Origin of the sequence: Lacinutrix sp. C3R15 (assembly GCF_018860825.1) — a bacterium.
Lineage (GTDB): Bacteria > Bacteroidota > Bacteroidia > Flavobacteriales > Flavobacteriaceae > Oceanihabitans.
Genome location: NZ_JAHKPZ010000012.1, coordinates 408992 through 428020, shown reverse-complemented (window position 1 = coordinate 428020; position 19029 = coordinate 408992). Strand labels below are relative to the sequence as shown.

Below are 19029 nucleotides of genomic sequence, written 5' to 3'. Positions count from 1 at the left end.
GGTAGTATTAATTATCAAAACTATCTGGTAAATCAATTTTTACACGATGGTCTTTTAAATTGCCTAAATAGTTTTCTAAAGAAAAGTCTACATGATTAAATTCTTCTTGTCTGGCTCTATGATTTTCGTTACGATTTATTGCTTTTAAAAAACGAACAACTTCCTTTTTATCATTAAGTATTAAACCAGGAACGGTTACAGATTTTCCGTCATCGTCTTTAGCTACCATTGTAAAATAAGAAGAGTTACAATGTTTGGTTTCTCCTGTTCTAATGTTTTCGGCTTCCACACGAATACCAACAACCATAGAGGTTCTACCAACATAATTTACAGAGGCTTTCATGGTTACTAAATCTCCAATTTCAATAGGGTTTAAAAAATCTACCGTATTTACAGAGGCAGTAACACAATAGGTTTCAGAATGTTTAGAGCCACAAGCAAATGCAATTTCATCCATTAAACTTAAAATATATCCACCATGAATTTTACCTCCAAAATTAGAATGTGATGGTTGCATAAGTAGTGAAATGCTTATACGTGAGGAATCTGCTGTTTTAAATTTAAGTTTCATATTAGTATCTGTTATAATTTCTTGCCGTATCTTCTTCTACGTTTATAATAAAATATTGGGTATCTCCTAACCAAAATAAGGTTTTATAACGTTCAAAATAGGTTAGTTTTACAAATTTACCTTGTAAGCGGTTTAAATCTTTAATTACTTTTTCTTCTTTATCTTGTACAGAAAACTTAAAAAATTGCGACTCAGAAACGCCTTGACTTATTTCTCCTTCCCAAGTTTTAAACAAAACCCCTTTGCTACTAAATTTAACCAATTCACCAGCGCGAACACCTTCGCTATAGCTTGCAAAATAGATAAAACAGAAATAAGCAACAAACAGTAATATGATGGTGGTTAATGCTTTTATTAAAAATTTAATCATAATATCTAGGTGTTAATGGTAGGTTGTTTTCGTTTTAATATAGAATTTAATTTTTGTTTTTTTCTTGAATACCATTCTCTGTTTCTACTCTGTAATAAAGCCCAATAAACGAAAATATAATTCCTAATAACAAAGTTAGGATACTAATAAATATATCAAAACCAGGTTTGTTAATAATACTATAATCTGAAATAAATAAACCTATACTAAAACTAATTAAAGCAGCACCAATACATAGAATTCTAAAATAACGAAAACGTAAATACCATTTATAAACTATATCTATTTTTTTCTTATTCATTACCTTCAATAGCGCGTTTAATAATGCTTTCTGGTAGTGCTTTTTTTGCTTTGGCTCCTAATTTTTTAATTTTTTCAACGCTGGTAATTAAATTTCCTCTTCCTTCTACTAATTTATTCATAGCAGCAGAATAGTCTTTTTTTGCATCGTCAATTTTTTTACCAACACCAGTTAAATCAGTAACTAAACCATGAAATTTATCATATAGAGCACCAGCTTGTCGTGCAATTTCAATAGCGTTTTGTTGCTGTTTTTCGTTGTTCCACATGCTATCAACGGTACGTAAAGTGGCTAGAAGAGTAGCAGGTGTAACAATTACAATATTCTTTTCAAAAGCTTTATTGTATAACGAATTATCGGCATTAATTGCCACAGCAAAAGCAGGTTCTATGGGTATAAATAGGAGTACAAAATCTGGAGATTCTATGTCATATAAATCTTCATATTTTTTTTCAGATAGCTGATCTACATGTCTTCTAATAGAATTTATATGTGCTTTTAAAAAAGTTTCGCGTTCTTCCTCTTCTGCATTTACATAACGTTCATAATCGGTTAAAGACACCTTGCTGTCAATAATCATTTTTTTGTTATCTGGTAAATGCAAAACAATATCAGGAAGCACACGCGAACCGTCTTCTCTTGTAAAATGTTGTTGTACAAAATACTCTCTGTCTTTTTCTAATCCAGATTTTTCTAAAACGCGTTCTAGTACCAATTCTCCCCAGTTACCTTGCATTTTGCTATCGCCTTTTAAAGCTCTGGTAAGGTTGGTAGCTTCTTTTGTCATTTGTTGGTTTAGGTCTTTTAAACCTAATAATTGCTCTTTTAAAGCAGAATGCATACTGATGCTTTCCTTTTGTGTATCTTCTACTTTTTTCTCGAAAATTTGAATTTTTTCTTGTAAAGGGTTTAAAATTTGTTTGATATTTTCCTTATTCTGAAGGGTGAATTTTTCTGATTTTGCATCTAGTATTTTATTGGCTAAATTTTCAAAATCTGTACGAAGTTGTTTTTGGCGTTCTTCTAATTCTTCGTCTTTTTTTAAATTTAGTTTTTGCAGGTTTTCAAATTCTGAGTTTCTTCGTGCTAATTCGGTATTTAAAAAATCTTTTTCACGACGAATGTCTTCTCGTTCGCCTTCAATTTTAGAAATAACATCTTTTAATTCTGATAGTTTATGCTCAAAATTTAGATTTTGTTTTTGGTTTTCGGTTTCCGAAAATTGTTTAAAATCGTTAAACTGTTGTTGTAAGTTATTGTTGCGTTCTTGTAAAGTGCTTTTTTCGCTTTTACTTTTTAGTTTGGTGAAAAGCATGCCTAAATATGCACCAATTGCAGCAGCTATAAGAATGGCAAGAATGAGAATGATGTTGTCGTTCATTTAATGAAAAGGTATTTCATCAAAGATAAATTATTTGAGATGCTGAAACAAGTACCACTTGACAAGATTATTTCTTTACTCTAAAACTACCGGTTTTAGTATCAAAAACAATTAAATCTTCTGGAAATAAGGTGTTAAAAACGCCTTGTTCTATGAGGTTACATGGTGTGTTAGATATTACTTCTTCTTTTGTCATTACAATCATGGTATCGCATAATTGAATAGCTAAATCTATTTCATGCGAAGAGAAAAGAATGGTTTTACCTGTTTCTTTTACCAAACTTTGAAGCAGTTTTAAAATATAGGCCTTGTGATACATATCTAAATGTGTGGTTGGTTCATCTAGAATAATTAAGTCTGTATCTTGTGCCAAAGCACGAGTAATCATTACTTTTTGAAGTTGCCCATCACTAAGCTCGAAACATTTTTTATGTTTTAAATTTTCAATATTTGTTTGCTTAATGGCTTTGTTAACGATGGTGATATCTTTTTGCGATAAATTACCTACCCAATTAGTATATGGCTGTCTTCCTAGTGCAATAAGCTCAAAAACCGATAAGTTTTTAGAGGCAATTGTTTCGGTTAAAACCAAACTCATGGTTTTGGCTAAGTCTAAATTTGTGTAATTTTCTAAAGGTTTTTGGTTTAATACAATTGTTCCAGATAATTTAGGTTGTACCTGTGTAACCGTTCGTAATAAGGTTGATTTACCAATACCATTTGCGCCAACTAAACCAATGAGTTCTCCTTTTTTTAAAGCAAGGTTTATGTTTGAGGCGATAGTAGTTTCTTCCTTTTTAGAAGTGTAACCAATAGTTAGATTAACGGTTTTTAAAATGTTATTTTGGGTTTCTTTGTTCATTTAAAAAATCATCTTTCTTTTTCTAACCAATAGCCAAATTACAACAGGAGCTCCAATTAAAGACGTTATAGCGTTAATTGGTAGGGTATAATCACTGGTTGGTAATTGTGCAATGCTATCGCAAATAAGCATGACAATAGCACCAAATAAAAATACAGCTGGTACTAATATTTTATGATTAGAGGTGTTGAAAATCTGTCTGGTTACATGCGGAATTGCTAAACCTATAAATGCAATTGGTCCTGCAAAAGCAGTTATAGTTCCTGCTAATAAACTGGTTGCTAAAATAATTAGTAATCTACTTTTTTTAATGTTTAATCCTAAGCTTTTTGCGTAGTTTTCACCAAGTAATAAGGTGTTTAACCCTTTAATGGAAAAGACACTTAAAAGAATACCAAAACAATAAATAATAAAGAAAATACCAAGTTCTCTCCAAGATAAGTTTCCTAAGCTACCAAATCCCCAAAAAATGTATTGTTGTAACTGTTCGGCAGAACTAAAGTAAGAAAGCACGCTTACTACAGCAGCTGTTATGCTTCCAAACATCAAGCCGATAATTAATATAGCCATTGTGTCTCTAACTCTTGAAGAAACAATTAAAACAGCTAATAATACTAAGAAACTTCCTAGGCTTGCTGCTATAACGATAGTCCATTTAGAAATTAATAAAGCAGATAATATACCACCAAAAACGCCAGCGCCTAAAATTACTAAGGCAACCCCTAAACTTGCTCCAGAAGTAATACCAAGAACAAATGGTCCTGCTAAGGGATTTCTAAAAAGTGTTTGCATTAATAGTCCGGAAATACCCAAACCAGAACCCACTAAAATAGCAGTAAATGCTTTTGGTAATCTGTAATTTTGAATAATGTATTGCCAAGATTGGTTATTAGAAACATTTAACAAGCTATTAAAAATTTCTTTTTGCGGTATAGACACAGATCCTAAGCTAATATTAGCAAAAAAGCAGCATAGTAATATAAGTGTTAATATTACAAAAGGAATTTTGTATGTGTTGGTTTCAGACAATTATTCTAAAGGTTTAAAAAAGTAAGGTGTGTAATTTTGTAATACTCCTGGATGGCAAATTTTAATTACATCTTTTAAAACTAAATCTGGTCTTGCAGTACCTAATTCATAATACAGTACACCTCCAGTTTTTCCTGTTGTATTAGCAAAAGTATACATGTTTTTGTTTTTAAAAGCATCAAATTTTGCATAATGTTGGTTTGCTTTTTCAAGGGCTTCTATGCTATTGTAATACGATGGGCTTAACCATAAATCTGCATGTTCGGCTTTTTCAAAAACAGTTTCAAAGTTTAAAGATAGGCTACCATTTCCTGTGGTTTCGCTCCATAAATAATTTACGTTAGCATCTTTTAGAATTTGTGCTTCTGGGCTTGTACCATTAGGTAAATACCAGATATCTTTATGCATGGCTCCACTTAAAACCGTTGGTTGCTTTTCTACTGTACTTGCAATGGTTTTTGCTTCGAGGTAATCCTTTTCTATTTGATTAAAAACAACTTCTGCTTCTTTACCTTTATTATAAAGTACACCAAAAAACTTAATCCATTCTGCTTTTGCTAAAGGCGATTTTTCTACCCAGTCGCCATTATAGATTACAGGAATATTTGCTTTTTTAATAGTTTCAAACGTTTTATTGTTTCCATCAATACCAAAACCAATAACAACATCTGGTTGTAGTTCTAGTAAAACTTCGGTATTGATACCTTCGTTTTTTCCTAATTCTCTAATTTCTTGGTTGTCTATTCTGGTTCTTGTTTTTTCAGAAGACACATAATCTGTACCAGGAAAACCAATTAAAGTTTCTTCTACATTTAAAAGTTCTAAAGCAGGAATATGCGTGGTAGAGGTTACTACAATATTTTCAATAGGAATAGTAATTATTCCATCAAAAGCATCTTTATTTAAAGTGATTTTTGAGGCTGCATTTTTAGGTACTAATGCATATTTGTATTCTTTTTCGGCTTTAGGCCAAGGGTTTTTAATGGTAAGTATTTTAAAGTTTTCGGTATGTGTAATGCTAAACCCTTCGGCATATTTGTTTTCTGATTTTGCAACATCTTGTTTACTTGTTTCAGGAATTGTTTTCACTTCCTTTTTACAAGAAATAAACAATAGTATACTACAAAATAGGAGCGAAGTAAAAGTTTTGTTTTGTAACATTTGTGGCATTTATACAGATTAAAATCGTGTAAATTTATATAAAATTTTAGTCATGAGAGACGGTTCAAATGTAACAATATATATAGTAGGTGGAATTATAATCCTTCATTTTTTAATAGGTTTTGTTTTTCTTATTTACAAAATGAATAAGAAAAAGTAGCTATAAATTAGCTTGCATTTAAAAAAAGAAACTACTTTTGCACAGAATTTTGGTTCGACTATGCAATGAAGCAAAGTCGATTAAAAGGGAATCTAGTTAAACTCTAGAACTGTTCCCGCAACTGTAAGCTATAAAGCTTCATGTTATACTTCAAGTCACTGGAAATATTTTCTGGGAAGACCAACATGAAGACGCAAGTCAGGAGACCTGCCAAGTTCAGCATTCAACAAATCTTCGGGAGAAAGATTTTAAGATTATGAAAAAAGGTATTCTATTTTTATTAATTGTTTTTTTTAGTTTGAGCGTTATTGCACAAACCAAGCTAGACTCTGTACAACAACTAGAGGAAGTTGTTTTAAAGGCAGATAGATACTTGAAAACTTTTACAAATACCCAAAAAGTTCAAACTTTAAAAGATACCGTATTCTCTAGAAGCGCTCCTTCTTTAACCCAGTTGTTAAACTATAATTCTACCCTTTATTTTAAAGAAAATGGATTAGGAATGGTTTCTTCTCCATCTTTTAGAGGAACCACAGCACAACAAACAGCAGTAGCTTGGAATGGTATAAATATCAATTCGCAATTTAACGGTCAAACCGATTTTAACACCATTAATATTCGCAATTTTGATGGCGTAAGTATACGAAGTGGTGGAGGAAGTGTGTTGTATGGAAGTGGTGCCATTGGTGGTTCTATTCATTTAAATAACAATATATCTTTTAATGAAGGTTTTAACAATTCTGTGTATGCAAACTACGGAAGCTTTAACACTTTAGATGTAGGAGTAAAGTCTGGATTTTCTTCTAAGCAGTTTAGTGTAGATGTAGCAGTTAGTAGATCGAGTTCTGATAATGATTATGATTATGTAGATAGTGATAAAACCAATCTTAATGGTGCGTTTTACAATCAGAGTATATCTGCAAATTTTGGATATAAAATAAACGCAAAGAATATTCTGAAGTTTTACAGTTATCTATATGATGGCGAACGTGAATTTTCATTTATATTTCCTTCTGAAACACCTACAAAATATCAAGATTTAAATTCTAGAAACATGCTAGAATGGAATGGTGTATACGGAAAATTTGTATCTACTTTAAAACTAGCTTACCTTACTGAAAATTATAAATACTTTGCGAATAGTAATTTAGATACCTACTCCTTTGGGAAAGCAAAAACCCTTATTGGTAAATACGATTTAAGCTATCGTGTATTTAAAGATGCCATGCTTCAAGGGGTTGTAGATATTACAAATACTTCTGGAGAAGGTTCTAGTATTGATAATAACAAAAGGACCATTTCTAGTTTTAGTTTGTTATACAAACAACAAGTTAAATCCTTTTTTTACGAAGCTACTATAAGAAAAGAAGTCACCAATAATTATGATAGTCCGTTACTTTATAGTCTAGGATTGCAGTATAAGTTTGGAAACCATTATACGCTAAATATAAACGGTTCTAAGAATTTTAGAATTCCTACTTATAACGATTTGTATTGGGAAGGAAGTGGTAATGTTAATTTAAAACCAGAAACGTCTCAGCAAATAGAAATAGGAAATCAATTAGATTTTAAACACTTGTCTTTTTCTGCAACAGGGTTTTATAATAATATAAAAGATATGATTCGTTGGCTTCCTACAGGAAGTGTTTGGCAACCAGTAAATACAGATCATGTAGAAACTTATGGTGTAGAATCTAAATTAGATTTTAAATATCATATAAAAGAACATCAGTTTTCTTTAGGAAGTAGCTATGCATATACTATTTCAAAAAATAAACAGACCAACCAACAGTTAACTTATGTGCCAAAACATAAGGTTACAGGTTTGTTTAATTATCAATACAAAAGAGCTGCTTTATATTACGAAACCCTTTATGTTGGTGAGGTACTAACATTAGAAGATGATGATCCAAAGTATATTTTAGATGCTTATTTGGTTTCTAATATGGGGCTTTCTTATGCTTTAGGAAAACAGAAACAGTTCACTGTAGGAACACAAATCAAAAACCTTTACAATAAAAACTACCAGAGTGTAGCAAGTCGTTACATGCCTGGAATTAACTATAATTTTTACTTAAACTTTAATTTTTAAATCATGAAAAAACAATTCAAATTTTTAGCCTATGCACTTTTAGTAAGTGTATTAATAACTTCCTGTAGTAATGATGATAATGATGATAACGGTTCTTCAAGCTTAGGAGCTTATGATAATGGTTATTTTGTGTTAAACGAAGGAAATGGTAATCCTGCAACTGCATCTGTTACTTTTGTAGGTGATGAAGGTATTGTTGTAGAAGATGTATTTAGGCTAGTAAATCCAACTGCAGATGAAGTAGGTTCTTACTTACAAGATATCTTTTTTGATGATACTAGAGCTTTTATTATTTCTGGATCTGCAAATCAAGTAACGGTTGTTGATCGTTATACTTTTGAATATATAGCAACTATTGATTCTAATTTTTCTGCACCAAGATATGGTACCGTTGAAAACGGAAAAGCATATGTAACGAACTCTGCAGATTGGAGTACAGGAGCTGATGATTTTCTTACTATAATTGATTTAGAGGATTATTCTACTACTACCTTAGTGGTTGGAGATTATGCAGAAAAAATTACTTCAGACGATGATTATGTGTATATTTCTAATGGATACTATGGAAGCGGAAACGCAGTAACTGTATTAAACACCAATACACAAACAATGACTTCTATTGATTTAGGAACAGGAAATTCTCCAAACTCTATTTTAGAAGAAGATGATGATTTATATGTATTATCTTATGACTATGCATCTAACGGAAAAATATTTAAAATCAATACAGCTACTAATGCTATTGAAAGTACAATAGATCTTCCAGCTTCATTAGTTGGAGCTAAAAATCTAAAAATAGAAAACGAGAGTTTTTACTTTACTGTAGACGCTTCGGTTTATAGTGCTTCTATGAGTAGTACTACTATTTCTGATACTGCTTTATTAACATACAGTTCTACATCTACTTATGGTGTTATGTACGGATTTAACGTAGAAGATGACAAGATTTTTATTTCTGATGGAGGAGATTTTAACTCTAACAGTAATGTTTACGAATACTCGTTAAATGGTACTTTATTAAATACAATTACAGTAGGAGTAGGACCAAATAGTTTTCATTTTAACTAATGAATATTTTATAATTACATAAAAAAAGCCACTCTAAGGAGTGGCTTTTTTAGTTTATAAATATTTTAATCTAAATACATACCATTTTCAAAAGGGTTGTAATCTATTTTGTTTTTAATCTTATTAAAATGATTTGTTTTGGTTTGTGAAAACCTTCCGTTTTGTGAAATATGCTGTAAAGCAGCAGCTAGTAACGGTTCACTAGCATCTCCTAAAACGCCATAATTACTTGGGTCTTCGTTTATTTCTATAGTTGGTGTTAATCCTTCGTTAGGCACACTTACATCTAATTTGTTAACTGTTTTGGCTACTAAAGGTTGCATGGCGTAAGTATGTAAAGAGTTTGCGCCACTTCTTGTGAAATCAGGAGAATCATAAATAGTAATTGATGCCTGCGATTTTCCTGTAGTTTGTAAACCAATTTGTATGACTTCTAATTGCGAATATGCTTTTAAGCTATTAATCACCATTTCACTAGCAGAAGCAGATGTTCCTGTAGTAAGAATATAGACTTTTTGTAAATTAAGACTATTAATACTATTGCCATCAAAAGAATCTGTAAATTGATATTCGGTATTACTGCTTTGTAAGTCGTTGTTATAAATTAGCTTTGCAAAAGTTTCTCCGTTAAATTGTCCAGTAATCATGCTTCCTAAAAGGGTTGCAGTATTTACCGAACCACCAGGATTATAGCGTAAATCTAAAACTAAGTTTTGCACATTATTGTTAAGTAGTGTAGCAAAAGCATTGTTTAATTGGGTATTAAAATCTGCAGTAAAACCGTTGTACATTAAATAGCCAACGTTTTGGTTGTTTACTTGTAATATTTCGGTTTTATGTACAGGGTTTTCTGTAAAAGCAACTTTGCTTAATGTGGCAGTTTCATTGGTGGTATCTATGGTATCATCGCTATCATCGCTTGGCGTATTATTGTCATTATAGGTTGCAAAGTTTAAGGTGTAATTGTTTTGACTTAATAAGGTGTTTATATTATTTTCTGTTAAAGCAACACCATTTACAGCGTTAAATATTTGTCCGCGTTGTAATCCTTGCGATGCAGCAGGACTATTGTTTAAAACAAGTCTTATTATACCAAAAACATTACTAGTGCTACCAGGTTCATAATAAAAATCAAATTCCAAACCATTGCTTGTTCTTACACCATTAAAACTTTCTTCTAAGGCAATATAATCATCCGTAATCCAGCTAAACCTATCTGTGTTTTCTCGGTCATAAATTAAGTTTTCAAATAAGATTTCCGGAGTTTCATAAGCGCTTAAATAACTTGAATAATCACTAGTACTAGAAAACCTATCATCTGCTAAATCGGGTTTGTTTTCTTTGTATAAATAGGCATAATTCATTCCTTTCCAAACAAAATCTTTAATGTCGTAACTACTAATAGGTGTATCATCTAAATCTTCAAAACAAGCGGTGCATAGGCATGCTACAAAGAATAGCAGTGTTATTTTTTTAATTATATTCATAGCAAAATAGGTCTCTTTTTCCCTTTAAAAATACTTATTATATATGCAACAAAAAATTAATTGTAACAAAATATAGAGTTGTTCGTCATAATATAAACAGCCTTTACCAAGTTGTTTTTAACCAGAACCAAAAATAATGACACAAACCGAGTTTTTACATATTGTAATGCCTTTTAAAGATAAGGTCTTTCGTTTAGCAAAACGATTGCTAGTGTCTAGAGAAGAAGCAGAAGATGCTACACAAGAAGTACTCTTAAAATTATGGAAAAATAAAAAGAAGATGCAAGAGTATAAAAACGTAGAAGCATTTTCTATGACCATGACCAAGAATTTTTGTTTAGATAAATTAAAATCGAAACAAGCGCAAAATTTAAAGTTAGTACATAGCAATTATCAAGACAATAATACCTCGTTACAAAAACAATTAGAGTTTAATGATAGTGTAAATTGGGTTGCTAAAATAATAGAAGATTTACCAGAGCAGCAAAAGCTAGTGATACAATTAAGAGATATTGAGCAGTATGATTTTGACGAAATAGCCAAGATGCTTGATATGAATAATACAGCAGTGCGAGTTGCATTGTCTAGAGCAAGAAAAACAATACGAGAAAAATTAACAAAAACACATAATTATGGTGTTAAATAATATAGAACAATTACTAGAAAAATACCACAATGGTGAAACATCGCTAAAAGAAGAGCAGCAGTTAAAAAACTATTTTACACAAGAGACTGTAGCGCCACATTTAGAAATGTATAAACCTATGTTTACCTATTTTTCGCTAAGCCAAGAAGAGCAGTTTACTAAAGACGTTCCATTAAAAACTAACAAAAACAATTTGTATAAATGGATTTCGGTTGCAGCAGTAGCAGTTCTTATGATAGGATTTTATTTTAAAACGCCGCAATCTTCTACCGAAGATTTAGGTACTTATGATGATCCTGAAATGGCATATCTTGAAGTAAAAAAATCTTTAGAAATGATTTCTACGCAGTTCAATAAAGGCGCTTCAAGTATTAATTATTTAGCAGAAGTAGAAAACACAACAAGTCTAATCTTTAAAAAATAAAAAATATGAACACCACAATAAATAATAAAAAAAGCAAAATGAAAAAGAATGTAATTTTAGTTGTAATGGCTTTATTAATGATGCCTTTAACATCCATGGCGCAAGATATATTTTCAAAATATAGCGACAATGCAGATGTAACCTATGTAAACATCAAGCCAAAAATGTTTCAAATGTTAGCAAAAATGGATATTGATACCGATGATCCAGAAGCCAAAGAATACCTTGAAATGGTAAATAGTATTACTAGTTTAAAAACTATTATTACAGAAAAAGGTAACATATCTGCAGATATTACTTCTTGGGTAAGCTCAAAAGCGAGTAGTTTAGAAGAGTTAATGGAGGTAAAAGATGATGGAACCGTAATTAAGTTTTATGTAAAAGAAGGAAAAGACGAAGACCATGTACAAGAGCTTTTAATTTTTGTAAACGGAATTAGTCAACATATGGAAGGCTCTAATGTTTCTATAAATGGTGAGCAACGTAAATTTGAAACCGTAATTGTTTCTTTAACAGGAGATATTGATTTAAAACAAATCTCTAAACTTACCAAGAAAATGAATATACCAGGAGGGGAACATTTAGAAGATAAAAATTAAAACTATGAAACCATCAATCAAAACATTATGTTACAGTTTACTAGCAATTACCTTGCTAGTAAGTTGTAGTAATAAGCAATCTTTACAAACGTATTTTGTAGACAATCAAGAATCTCCTAATTTTACAACAGTAGATATACCAACAAGCATTGTAGATTTTGAAAATGCAGATTTAACTGCAGATGAAAAAGAAGCATACAAGTCGGTAGATAAATTAAACTTTTTAGGCTTTAAATTAGATTCTACTAATCAAGAAACCTACCAAGTAGAAAAAGCTAAAGTAGCCTCTATTTTAGAAGATGAAAAGTATATTGAACTTGGTGATTTTAATATGTTTGGTTCTAAATTAGAACTTAAATATATTGGTGATGACAATCTAGCCGATGAGTTTATCATTTTTGGAAGCTCTAAAGAATATGGTTTTGGTGTTTTACGTGTTTTAGGAGACGATATGAGTCCAGCAAAACTAGTACGACTAGCAGAATCTATGAACAAAGGAAAAGTAGATGAAACACAATTAAAAGGAATTATTAATTTTTTTAAATAAATAATTACCCATTAATTTTTAATAAAAAAGCTTACCGTTTTGGTAAGCTTTTTTTATAGTAATATTTTAATTTTTATGCGTATTTATTTTAGAATCTGAAAACAAGTTCAGGTTTGTAAATTAATTACTTTTTTGCGTTTCTTCTATAGAAACTTTTTTTTCTTCAAGTTTGTTTTCTTCTTCTTCAGAAACTCTTTTGGTTATAATTAAATTAATAATTAAAGTGAAAAAGCCTATAAGCATTGGTGCTGCAATAAAAATATTTTCTAATATGCCTAGTATACCAAAGAAAACAAAAAAAAAAGTAAAAATACCTATAATTAGTAATGATTGTTTGTCTGTAAGCATAGTATTAAATAAGTTTATATTCCAGTATAATTACTAGGCGTAATTACTTTTAGTTCTTCCTTAATTTCGTTAGAAACCTCTAAGGTATCAATAAAATTTGAAATAGACTGTTGCGTAATTTTTTCGTTTGTTCTTGTTAAACCTTTTAAAGCTTCATAAGGGTTTGGGTAAGCCTCTCTTCTTAAAATGGTTTGAATTGCTTCTGCAACAACAGCCCAATTGTTTTCTAAATCTTGAGCAAATTTGTCTTCGTTTAACAATAATTTATTTAAGCCTTTTAAGGTGCTTTTAAAAGCAATTAAAGTATGCCCAAAAGGAACACCAACATTACGTAAAACAGTACTGTCTGTTAAATCACGTTGTAGTCTTGATACAGGTAATTTAGCTGCTAAATGTTCAAAAATAGCATTGGCAATACCAAGGTTTCCTTCAGAGTTTTCAAAATCTATAGGGTTAACTTTGTGAGGCATTGCGCTACTACCAACTTCACCAGCTTTAATTTTTTGCTTAAAATAATCCATAGACACGTAGGTCCAGATATCTCTATCTAAATCTAAAACAATATTATTAATACGTTTTAAAGCATCAAATAAAGCAGCCATATGGTCATAGTGCTCAATTTGTGTAGTAGGGAAGGAGTGGTGTAAGCCTAATTTTTCTTGTACAAAAGCGCTACCAAAAGCTTTCCAGTCTATAGTTGGGTATGCTACTTTATGCGCATTATAGTTTCCTGTTGCTCCACCAAATTTTGCAGCACTTGGCACATCATTTAATAAATTAAATTGTTCTTGTAAGCGTACCACAAATACTTCAATTTCTTTACCTAATCGTGTAGGAGAAGCTGGCTGACCATGTGTTCTTGCTAGCATAGAAATTTGTGACCACTCGTTTACCAATTCTTTTAATCGGTTAAGAAGCGTAAGATATTCAGGAACATATACATCATTCATAGCCTCTTTAATGCTTAACGGAATTGCTGTATTGTTAATATCTTGAGAGGTTAAACCAAAGTGAATAAACTCTTTGTATTCTTGTAATTCTAGCTTGTCAAATTTGTCTTTGATAAAATATTCAACAGCTTTTACATCATGGTTGGTAACTTTTTCAATGTCTTTAATTGCTAAAGCATCTTCTGTAGAAAATTCTTTATAAATAGCTCTTAAATCTTCAAAAACAGTTGTGTTTATAGATTTTAGTTGTGGCAAAGGTATTTCGCAAAGCGCAATAAAGTATTCAATTTCAACTAAAACACGATATTTTATAAGTGCTTCTTCGCTAAAATAGTTACCTAATTCATCCACCTTATTTCTGTATCGTCCATCAATTGGTGAAATGGCATTTAATGTGTTTAAAGACATAGTTTGTGTTGTTTTTTTAGAAGTTTCAAAGATAGGTTTTTGTATTACTAATTACGAATTTAGAATTATGATTTTTTCGATTTTATCTTTTTAATAATATGCTTAGCTCTTGCTTTATAACCAGAACTTTGCATTTGGTAGTCACGCTCTAAAATTAAAACCAGTTCTGGATGAATCCAGTCATAATCTTTACCTAGTAAATACAATGTATTCATAGCATATGCTTTTGGTGCAATTTTTTCGTCATTAATCATATAATCAAAACAGACTTCAATAATTTTTTCACGATGTTTAGGTAGTAATTCTTTTTGTATTCTATTTTCTGCTTTAGTATAATAAGCTTTTATTAAATACTCACAAATTTTAGCTACAGGTCGTACTGCAGAATCTTGGTGTACTTGGTGTATGTTTTGGGTAAAAGTATCTAAATACGGAATCAGTTTTTCTAAATTCTCTTTGCACATAAACTCCAAAACCCAAGCTGCTCGTGGTGAAATTTTATCATTTACCTTAAAAAGTATTTCTAAAATTTTAGGTATCCATTCAGGATTATCTATTAGTAAATTTGCGTAATATAAACGCTTTTCGCGCGAATGATTTACATAATTTAATTCCTGATATAGTTGGTCTGAAGTCAAAAGATTTAGTATTTTTAATGTCTAAATTAATAAAAAATACATAGATGAAAATTATAAAAAAAATACTTTTACTTTTACTCATAGTATTTGTAATAGCTCAATTTTTTGGGCCAGAAAGAAATGAAGGAGAACTAACATCTATTACAGCTTTTGAAACCGAAACCAATCCGCCAGAAGATGTAAAGCTTATTTTGCAAACCAGCTGTTATGACTGCCATAGTGATGTAACTAACTATCCTTGGTATAACAAAATAACTCCAGTAAATTATTGGTTGGCAGATCATGTTAAACATGGAAAAAAACATTTTAATGTTTCTGGCTGGGAAGCTAACTCTGTAAAAAAGAAAGACCATAAGTTTGAAGAACTTATAGAAATGGTAGAAACAAAAGAAATGCCATTAAATTCTTACACATGGGCACATGCTGAAGCAAATCTTACAGACGCTCAAATAGCATCTGTAATTAGTTGGGCAAAAAATGTACGTATAAAATATAGTTTATTACCAAAACCAGAATAATAGCTTGGCAGTAATTGCTCTTTAATAACACAAAAAATATTGCACATTTGTGATAAAAAAACTCTTAATTATTGGTTTTGTATGGCCAGAACCTAAAAGTTCTGCGGCAGGAAGCAGGATGATGCAGCTTATACAACTATTTCAAGAACAAAAATTTAGCATTACTTTTGCTAGCCCTTGTGCTAAAAGTGACAATGCTTTTAACTTAACAACCATTGGAGTTGAGCAAGTTGCTATCGAATTAAATAATACGAGTTTTAATGTTTTTATAGAAAACCTAAATCCAGATGTTGTGCTTTTTGATCGCTTTATGATGGAAGAGCAATTTGGTTGGCGTGTAGCAGAAACTTGTCCAGATGCTTTACGTATTCTAGATACCGAAGATTTACACGCTTTACGAAAAGGAAGACAGCAAGCTTTTAAAGACAAACAGCCTTTTGATGCTTCTTATTTATTTAATGATACAGCAAAACGCGAAATTGCTAGTATATATAGATGTGATGTAAGTTTAATTATTTCTAAAGCAGAGATAGAAATTTTAAAAAATAGTTTTAAAGTAGATGCTGCTTTATTGCATTATTTGCCATTTATGATTGATAGTGTTTCTTTAGAAGCAATCAAGAGATTACCAACTTTTCAAAAACGAGAACATTTTATAACTATTGGTAATTTTATACATGAACCTAATTACAATTCGGTTTTATACTTAAAAGAAACCATTTGGCCATTAATTAGAAAACAATTGCCAAAAGCCGAAATGCATATTTACGGATCGTATTCTAGTCAAAAAGTAAATCAGCTACACAATAAAAAAGAAGGTTTTTTAATAAAAGGTTTTGCAGAAGATGCAAACCTAGTGATGCAGCAAGCAAAAGTCTGTTTAGCAGCAATACGTTTTGGTGCAGGATTAAAAGGAAAACTAGTAGAAGCTATGCAAAACGGAACACCTTGTATAACTACATCTATTGGAGCAGAAGGTATGTATGGTATTCTAGAACCTAATGGGTTTATTGTAGATAATCCGCTAGATTTTGCAAACAAAGCAGTTGCTCTTTATCAAGAAGAAATACTCTGGAAAGAGAAACAAAAAAACGGATTTCAGGTACTTAATACACGTTTTAATAAAAACGAAATTAAGAAAGGGTTTATTGATGTTCTTGAAACAACTGTTGAGCAACTAAAAACGCACAGACAAAATAATTTTACAGGACAAATGCTTATGCATCATACCTTGCAAAGCACTAAATTTATGAGTAAGTGGATTGCAGAAAAAAACAAGAAATAAGTGTATCTTTAAAACAGCTATTAATCTATCAATCAAAATTATATGACATTATTTAAAACCACTATTTTAAGTATATTTTTCACTTTGTTTTTAGTAACTAATAGTATACATGCACAAGTTACTACACAACAAATTGACTCTATTGTTAATTATGCCATGACCAAGTTTCAAGTTGCAGGTGCAGCAGTTGCAGTTGTTAAAGATGGCAAGATAATTCATAACAAAGGCTATGGTGTAAAATCTATAAAAACTAAAGCTCCAGTAAATGAGCATACACAATTTGCAATTGCATCCAACAGTAAAGCATTTACAACTGCAGGATTGGCAATTTTAGTAGAAGAAGGTAAAATAAATTGGGAAGATAAAGTAAAAGATCATATTCCAGAATTTACCATGTATAATGATTATGTAGAAGATAATTTTAGTATTCTAGATTTAGTAACCCATCGAAGCGGCTTGCCTTTAGGAATGGGCGATTTAATGTTTTTTCCTGACGGAACCGATTTTACAATGAACGATTTATTGTCCAGTTTTCAACATTTTAAAGCATCTTCTGCCTTTAGAACCAAATGGGACTATGATAACTTACTATACCTTGTAGCAGGAGAATTAATTGCTAGAAAAAGTGGTATGACTTGGGAAGCATTTACTAAAACACGTATTCTGGAGCCTTTAGGAATGGATAATACCTATGCCTCTTTAGCAGCAATAAAAGATACGACTAACTTATCTGCTTCACACTCTACTGAAAAAGGAGAAATACAAGTAATACCAACCTTTAAAGAAATGATGAATGGAGCAGCAGGTGGTATTTTTTCTAATGTAGACGATTTATGCCAATGGATGCTTTTGCATTTAAACGCAGGTAAATATGGCGAAAACCTAGAAAAAGAACTTTTTACAGCTACCAATCATGACGAAATGTGGAAAATGCATACCGTTATGGGAGTAAATAAAAACCCAAGATATAATTCGCATTTTTCAGGATACGGTTTAGGTTGGTTTTTGTCTGATGTGCTTGGTAATATGAAAGTAGAGCATACAGGTGGTTTACCAGGAATGCTCTCACAAACGGTTTTAATTCCAGATATGGATTTAGGTATTGTTATTTTAACCAATACAAGTGATGATGGAGCAGGATTGTTTTCTTCGGTTTCGCAAACTATTTTAGATGAGTATTTAGAATTAGACGATTTTAAATGGATAGATAAATATGCTGATTACTTAAAATCTAAAGCAAAAAAAGGAGATGCTATTACAGATAAAGTATGGGAAACAGTTAAAAACAATGCAAGTAACCCTATAGATACTCAAAAATATATTGGGGTTTACAAAGATAATTGGTTTGGTACTTGTGAAGTTTTTATGAAAAGAGATCAACTATGGTTGCAATTTCATAGATCTCCAAAACTAAATGGAGCTTTACAATTTTATAAAGACGAAACCTTTGCCATTAAATGGGAATATCAAGATATGAATGCCGATGCTTTTGTAACTTTTACTCTAGACGAAAATCAAAAGGCTCAACAAATTGCAATGAAAGGTATTTCTCCTAATATTGACTTTAGTTTCGATTTTCATGATCTAGATTTAAATCGAGTAGAAGATTAGAATACCCATGAGCAATATATTTTTCGTTATACATTTTGTTTTTCAAGTTTGCCTATAAATAAGTATTAAATACTATTGCTGATATTTTTTCTAAAAAAGTTTAAAAATATGTTTTCATTTTCATTTAATCACATTGCACTTTCTGTAAAAGACGTTGACGAATCTGTAGCGTTTTATCAAAAGGTATTTAAGTTTAAAGAAATTGAAAATACAGCTTCTAATTCTAAAACCAGATGGCTTGCTTTAGGAGAAGGCAAGCAATTACATTTAATTCCTAGACCAAATTTAGAAGTAAAAACCAATAAAGCAGTACATTTTGCTTTAGCTATAGCAGATTTAGCTTTGTTTGTAAGTCATTTAAAAACTTTAAATATAGAATATAGTGATTGGCTTGGCACAGCAAATAAAGACTATGTGCGTAAAGATGGTATTCAACAAGTTTATTTTCAAGATCCTAATGGTTATTGGATTGAAATAAATAATGATCCATCCTAAAAACTTTAGCTACCAGTCCTGCAATATCTGGATCTTGAATTGCAAAATGGAATAAGCCTGTTTTAAAAGGTTGAAAAG

The 19029-nt window shown here is 30.8% G+C and carries 21 protein-coding genes and 1 riboswitch; of the genes, 10 read left to right on the top strand and 11 right to left on the bottom strand.

Annotated features, from left to right (window positions below):
- Positions 1–7: 7 nt before the first annotated feature.
- From KO494_RS04900 to KO494_RS04870, 7 genes are all read right to left on the bottom strand, one after another.
- Positions 8–571 carry an acyl-CoA thioesterase gene (locus tag KO494_RS04900; RefSeq protein ID WP_215966483.1) on the bottom strand — a complete coding sequence of 188 codons (564 nt, stop codon included), beginning with the start codon at positions 569–571 and terminating at the stop codon, positions 8–10.
- A gap of 1 nt (position 572) precedes the next feature.
- Positions 573–941, bottom strand: coding sequence for a 6-phosphogluconate dehydrogenase (locus KO494_RS04895; RefSeq protein WP_215966482.1), 369 nt, complete (start codon positions 939–941; stop codon positions 573–575).
- Positions 942–987: 46 nt separating this feature from the next.
- Positions 988–1242 carry a hypothetical protein gene (locus KO494_RS04890; protein ID WP_215966481.1) on the bottom strand — a complete coding sequence of 85 codons (255 nt, stop codon included), beginning with the start codon at positions 1240–1242 and terminating at the stop codon, positions 988–990.
- Positions 1235–2623 (bottom strand): DNA recombination protein RmuC, encoded by a 1389-nt coding sequence (gene rmuC / locus KO494_RS04885; protein ID WP_215966480.1) that lies wholly within the window; start codon positions 2621–2623, stop codon positions 1235–1237. The genes KO494_RS04890 and rmuC overlap by 8 nt, the downstream gene beginning before the upstream one ends.
- Before the next feature lie 67 nt (positions 2624–2690).
- Positions 2691–3485 carry an ABC transporter ATP-binding protein gene (locus tag KO494_RS04880; protein ID WP_215966479.1) on the bottom strand — a complete coding sequence of 265 codons (795 nt, stop codon included), beginning with the start codon at positions 3483–3485 and terminating at the stop codon, positions 2691–2693.
- Positions 3486–4514 carry an iron ABC transporter permease gene (locus KO494_RS04875; RefSeq protein WP_215966478.1) on the bottom strand — a complete coding sequence of 343 codons (1029 nt, stop codon included), beginning with the start codon at positions 4512–4514 and terminating at the stop codon, positions 3486–3488. It lies immediately after the preceding gene.
- Positions 4515–5675 (bottom strand): ABC transporter substrate-binding protein, encoded by a 1161-nt coding sequence (locus KO494_RS04870; protein ID WP_215966477.1) that lies wholly within the window; start codon positions 5673–5675, stop codon positions 4515–4517.
- A gap of 193 nt (positions 5676–5868) precedes the next feature.
- Positions 5869–6065: riboswitch (cobalamin riboswitch) on the top strand.
- A gap of 26 nt (positions 6066–6091) precedes the next feature.
- Between KO494_RS04870 and KO494_RS04865 the strand changes: the two genes are divergently transcribed.
- Together KO494_RS04865 and KO494_RS04860 are read left to right on the top strand one after the other, a co-directional pair.
- Complete coding sequence (locus tag KO494_RS04865; RefSeq protein WP_215966476.1) at positions 6092–7927, top strand: TonB-dependent siderophore receptor; 1836 nt, start codon at positions 6092–6094, stop codon at positions 7925–7927.
- A 3-nt stretch (positions 7928–7930) separates the two neighbouring features.
- Entirely contained in the window at positions 7931–8995 is a 1065-nt protein-coding gene (locus tag KO494_RS04860; protein WP_215966475.1) for a YncE family protein, read from the top strand.
- Positions 8996–9060: 65 nt separating this feature from the next.
- Here the strand turns inward: KO494_RS04860 and KO494_RS04855 are convergent, their stop codons facing one another.
- Positions 9061–10482, bottom strand: coding sequence for a S41 family peptidase (locus KO494_RS04855; protein ID WP_215966474.1), 1422 nt, complete (start codon positions 10480–10482; stop codon positions 9061–9063).
- A 136-nt stretch (positions 10483–10618) separates the two neighbouring features.
- Between KO494_RS04855 and KO494_RS04850 the strand changes: the two genes are divergently transcribed.
- Genes KO494_RS04850 through KO494_RS04835 form a run of 4 tightly spaced genes read left to right on the top strand, consistent with a single transcriptional unit; the run spans position 10619 to position 12698 of the window.
- The gene (locus KO494_RS04850) at positions 10619–11128 is read left to right on the top strand and encodes an RNA polymerase sigma factor (RefSeq protein ID WP_215966473.1); all 510 of its coding nucleotides are present in this window, start codon (positions 10619–10621) and stop codon (positions 11126–11128) included.
- Complete coding sequence (locus tag KO494_RS04845) at positions 11115–11552, top strand: hypothetical protein (RefSeq protein ID WP_215966472.1); 438 nt, start codon at positions 11115–11117, stop codon at positions 11550–11552. The genes KO494_RS04850 and KO494_RS04845 overlap by 14 nt, the downstream gene beginning before the upstream one ends.
- 38 nt (positions 11553–11590) lie before the next feature.
- The gene (locus KO494_RS04840) at positions 11591–12151 is read left to right on the top strand and encodes a DUF4252 domain-containing protein (protein WP_215966471.1); all 561 of its coding nucleotides are present in this window, start codon (positions 11591–11593) and stop codon (positions 12149–12151) included.
- Positions 12152–12155: 4 nt separating this feature from the next.
- The gene (locus KO494_RS04835; protein WP_215966470.1) at positions 12156–12698 is read left to right on the top strand and encodes a DUF4252 domain-containing protein; all 543 of its coding nucleotides are present in this window, start codon (positions 12156–12158) and stop codon (positions 12696–12698) included.
- 120 nt (positions 12699–12818) lie between these two features.
- Here the strand turns inward: KO494_RS04835 and KO494_RS04830 are convergent, their stop codons facing one another.
- The 3 genes from KO494_RS04830 to KO494_RS04820 all read right to left on the bottom strand — a co-directional run bounded on the left by KO494_RS04830 (position 12819) and on the right by KO494_RS04820 (position 15042).
- A complete protein-coding gene (locus KO494_RS04830) occupies positions 12819–13046 on the bottom strand; it encodes a hypothetical protein (RefSeq protein WP_215966469.1) in 228 nt (75 codons plus the stop codon).
- 14 nt (positions 13047–13060) lie between these two features.
- Entirely contained in the window at positions 13061–14404 is a 1344-nt protein-coding gene (gene purB / locus KO494_RS04825) for an adenylosuccinate lyase (RefSeq protein ID WP_215966468.1), read from the bottom strand.
- Between the two features lie 65 nt (positions 14405–14469).
- Complete coding sequence (locus KO494_RS04820; RefSeq protein ID WP_215966467.1) at positions 14470–15042, bottom strand: adenylosuccinate lyase; 573 nt, start codon at positions 15040–15042, stop codon at positions 14470–14472.
- Between the two features lie 44 nt (positions 15043–15086).
- Here KO494_RS04820 and KO494_RS04815 point away from each other — a divergent pair, with 44 nt between their 5' ends.
- The 4 genes from KO494_RS04815 (at position 15087) to KO494_RS04800 (ending at position 18951) form a co-directional block, all read left to right on the top strand.
- Positions 15087–15560 (top strand): heme-binding domain-containing protein, encoded by a 474-nt coding sequence (locus KO494_RS04815; protein ID WP_215966466.1) that lies wholly within the window; start codon positions 15087–15089, stop codon positions 15558–15560.
- Between the two features lie 49 nt (positions 15561–15609).
- Complete coding sequence (locus tag KO494_RS04810; protein ID WP_303426990.1) at positions 15610–16845, top strand: glycosyltransferase family 4 protein; 1236 nt, start codon at positions 15610–15612, stop codon at positions 16843–16845.
- A gap of 42 nt (positions 16846–16887) precedes the next feature.
- The gene (locus KO494_RS04805) at positions 16888–18456 is read left to right on the top strand and encodes a serine hydrolase (RefSeq protein WP_215966465.1); all 1569 of its coding nucleotides are present in this window, start codon (positions 16888–16890) and stop codon (positions 18454–18456) included.
- Between the two features lie 108 nt (positions 18457–18564).
- Entirely contained in the window at positions 18565–18951 is a 387-nt protein-coding gene (locus tag KO494_RS04800) for a VOC family protein (protein WP_215966464.1), read from the top strand.
- The last annotated feature ends 78 nt before the right edge of the window (positions 18952–19029 follow it).

Coding starts and splice junctions, on each gene's coding strand:
- KO494_RS04850 (WP_215966473.1), top strand. CDS start 10,619: ATGACACAAACCGAGTTTTTACATATTGTAATGCCTTTTAAAGATAAG.
- KO494_RS04830 (WP_215966469.1), bottom strand. CDS start 13,046: ATGCTTACAGACAAACAATCATTACTAATTATAGGTATTTTTACTTTT.
- KO494_RS04880 (WP_215966479.1), bottom strand. CDS start 3,485: ATGAACAAAGAAACCCAAAATAACATTTTAAAAACCGTTAATCTAACT.
- KO494_RS04800 (WP_215966464.1), top strand. CDS start 18,565: ATGTTTTCATTTTCATTTAATCACATTGCACTTTCTGTAAAAGACGTT.
- KO494_RS04845 (WP_215966472.1), top strand. CDS start 11,115: ATGGTGTTAAATAATATAGAACAATTACTAGAAAAATACCACAATGGT.
- KO494_RS04805 (WP_215966465.1), top strand. CDS start 16,888: ATGACATTATTTAAAACCACTATTTTAAGTATATTTTTCACTTTGTTT.
- rmuC (WP_215966480.1), bottom strand. CDS start 2,623: ATGAACGACAACATCATTCTCATTCTTGCCATTCTTATAGCTGCTGCA.
- purB (WP_215966468.1), bottom strand. CDS start 14,404: ATGTCTTTAAACACATTAAATGCCATTTCACCAATTGATGGACGATAC.
- KO494_RS04840 (WP_215966471.1), top strand. CDS start 11,591: ATGAAAAAGAATGTAATTTTAGTTGTAATGGCTTTATTAATGATGCCT.
- KO494_RS04855 (WP_215966474.1), bottom strand. CDS start 10,482: ATGAATATAATTAAAAAAATAACACTGCTATTCTTTGTAGCATGCCTA.
- KO494_RS04890 (WP_215966481.1), bottom strand. CDS start 1,242: ATGAATAAGAAAAAAATAGATATAGTTTATAAATGGTATTTACGTTTT.
- KO494_RS04835 (WP_215966470.1), top strand. CDS start 12,156: ATGAAACCATCAATCAAAACATTATGTTACAGTTTACTAGCAATTACC.
- KO494_RS04900 (WP_215966483.1), bottom strand. CDS start 571: ATGAAACTTAAATTTAAAACAGCAGATTCCTCACGTATAAGCATTTCA.
- KO494_RS04895 (WP_215966482.1), bottom strand. CDS start 941: ATGATTAAATTTTTAATAAAAGCATTAACCACCATCATATTACTGTTT.
- KO494_RS04870 (WP_215966477.1), bottom strand. CDS start 5,675: ATGTTACAAAACAAAACTTTTACTTCGCTCCTATTTTGTAGTATACTA.
- KO494_RS04865 (WP_215966476.1), top strand. CDS start 6,092: ATGAAAAAAGGTATTCTATTTTTATTAATTGTTTTTTTTAGTTTGAGC.
- KO494_RS04860 (WP_215966475.1), top strand. CDS start 7,931: ATGAAAAAACAATTCAAATTTTTAGCCTATGCACTTTTAGTAAGTGTA.
- KO494_RS04815 (WP_215966466.1), top strand. CDS start 15,087: ATGAAAATTATAAAAAAAATACTTTTACTTTTACTCATAGTATTTGTA.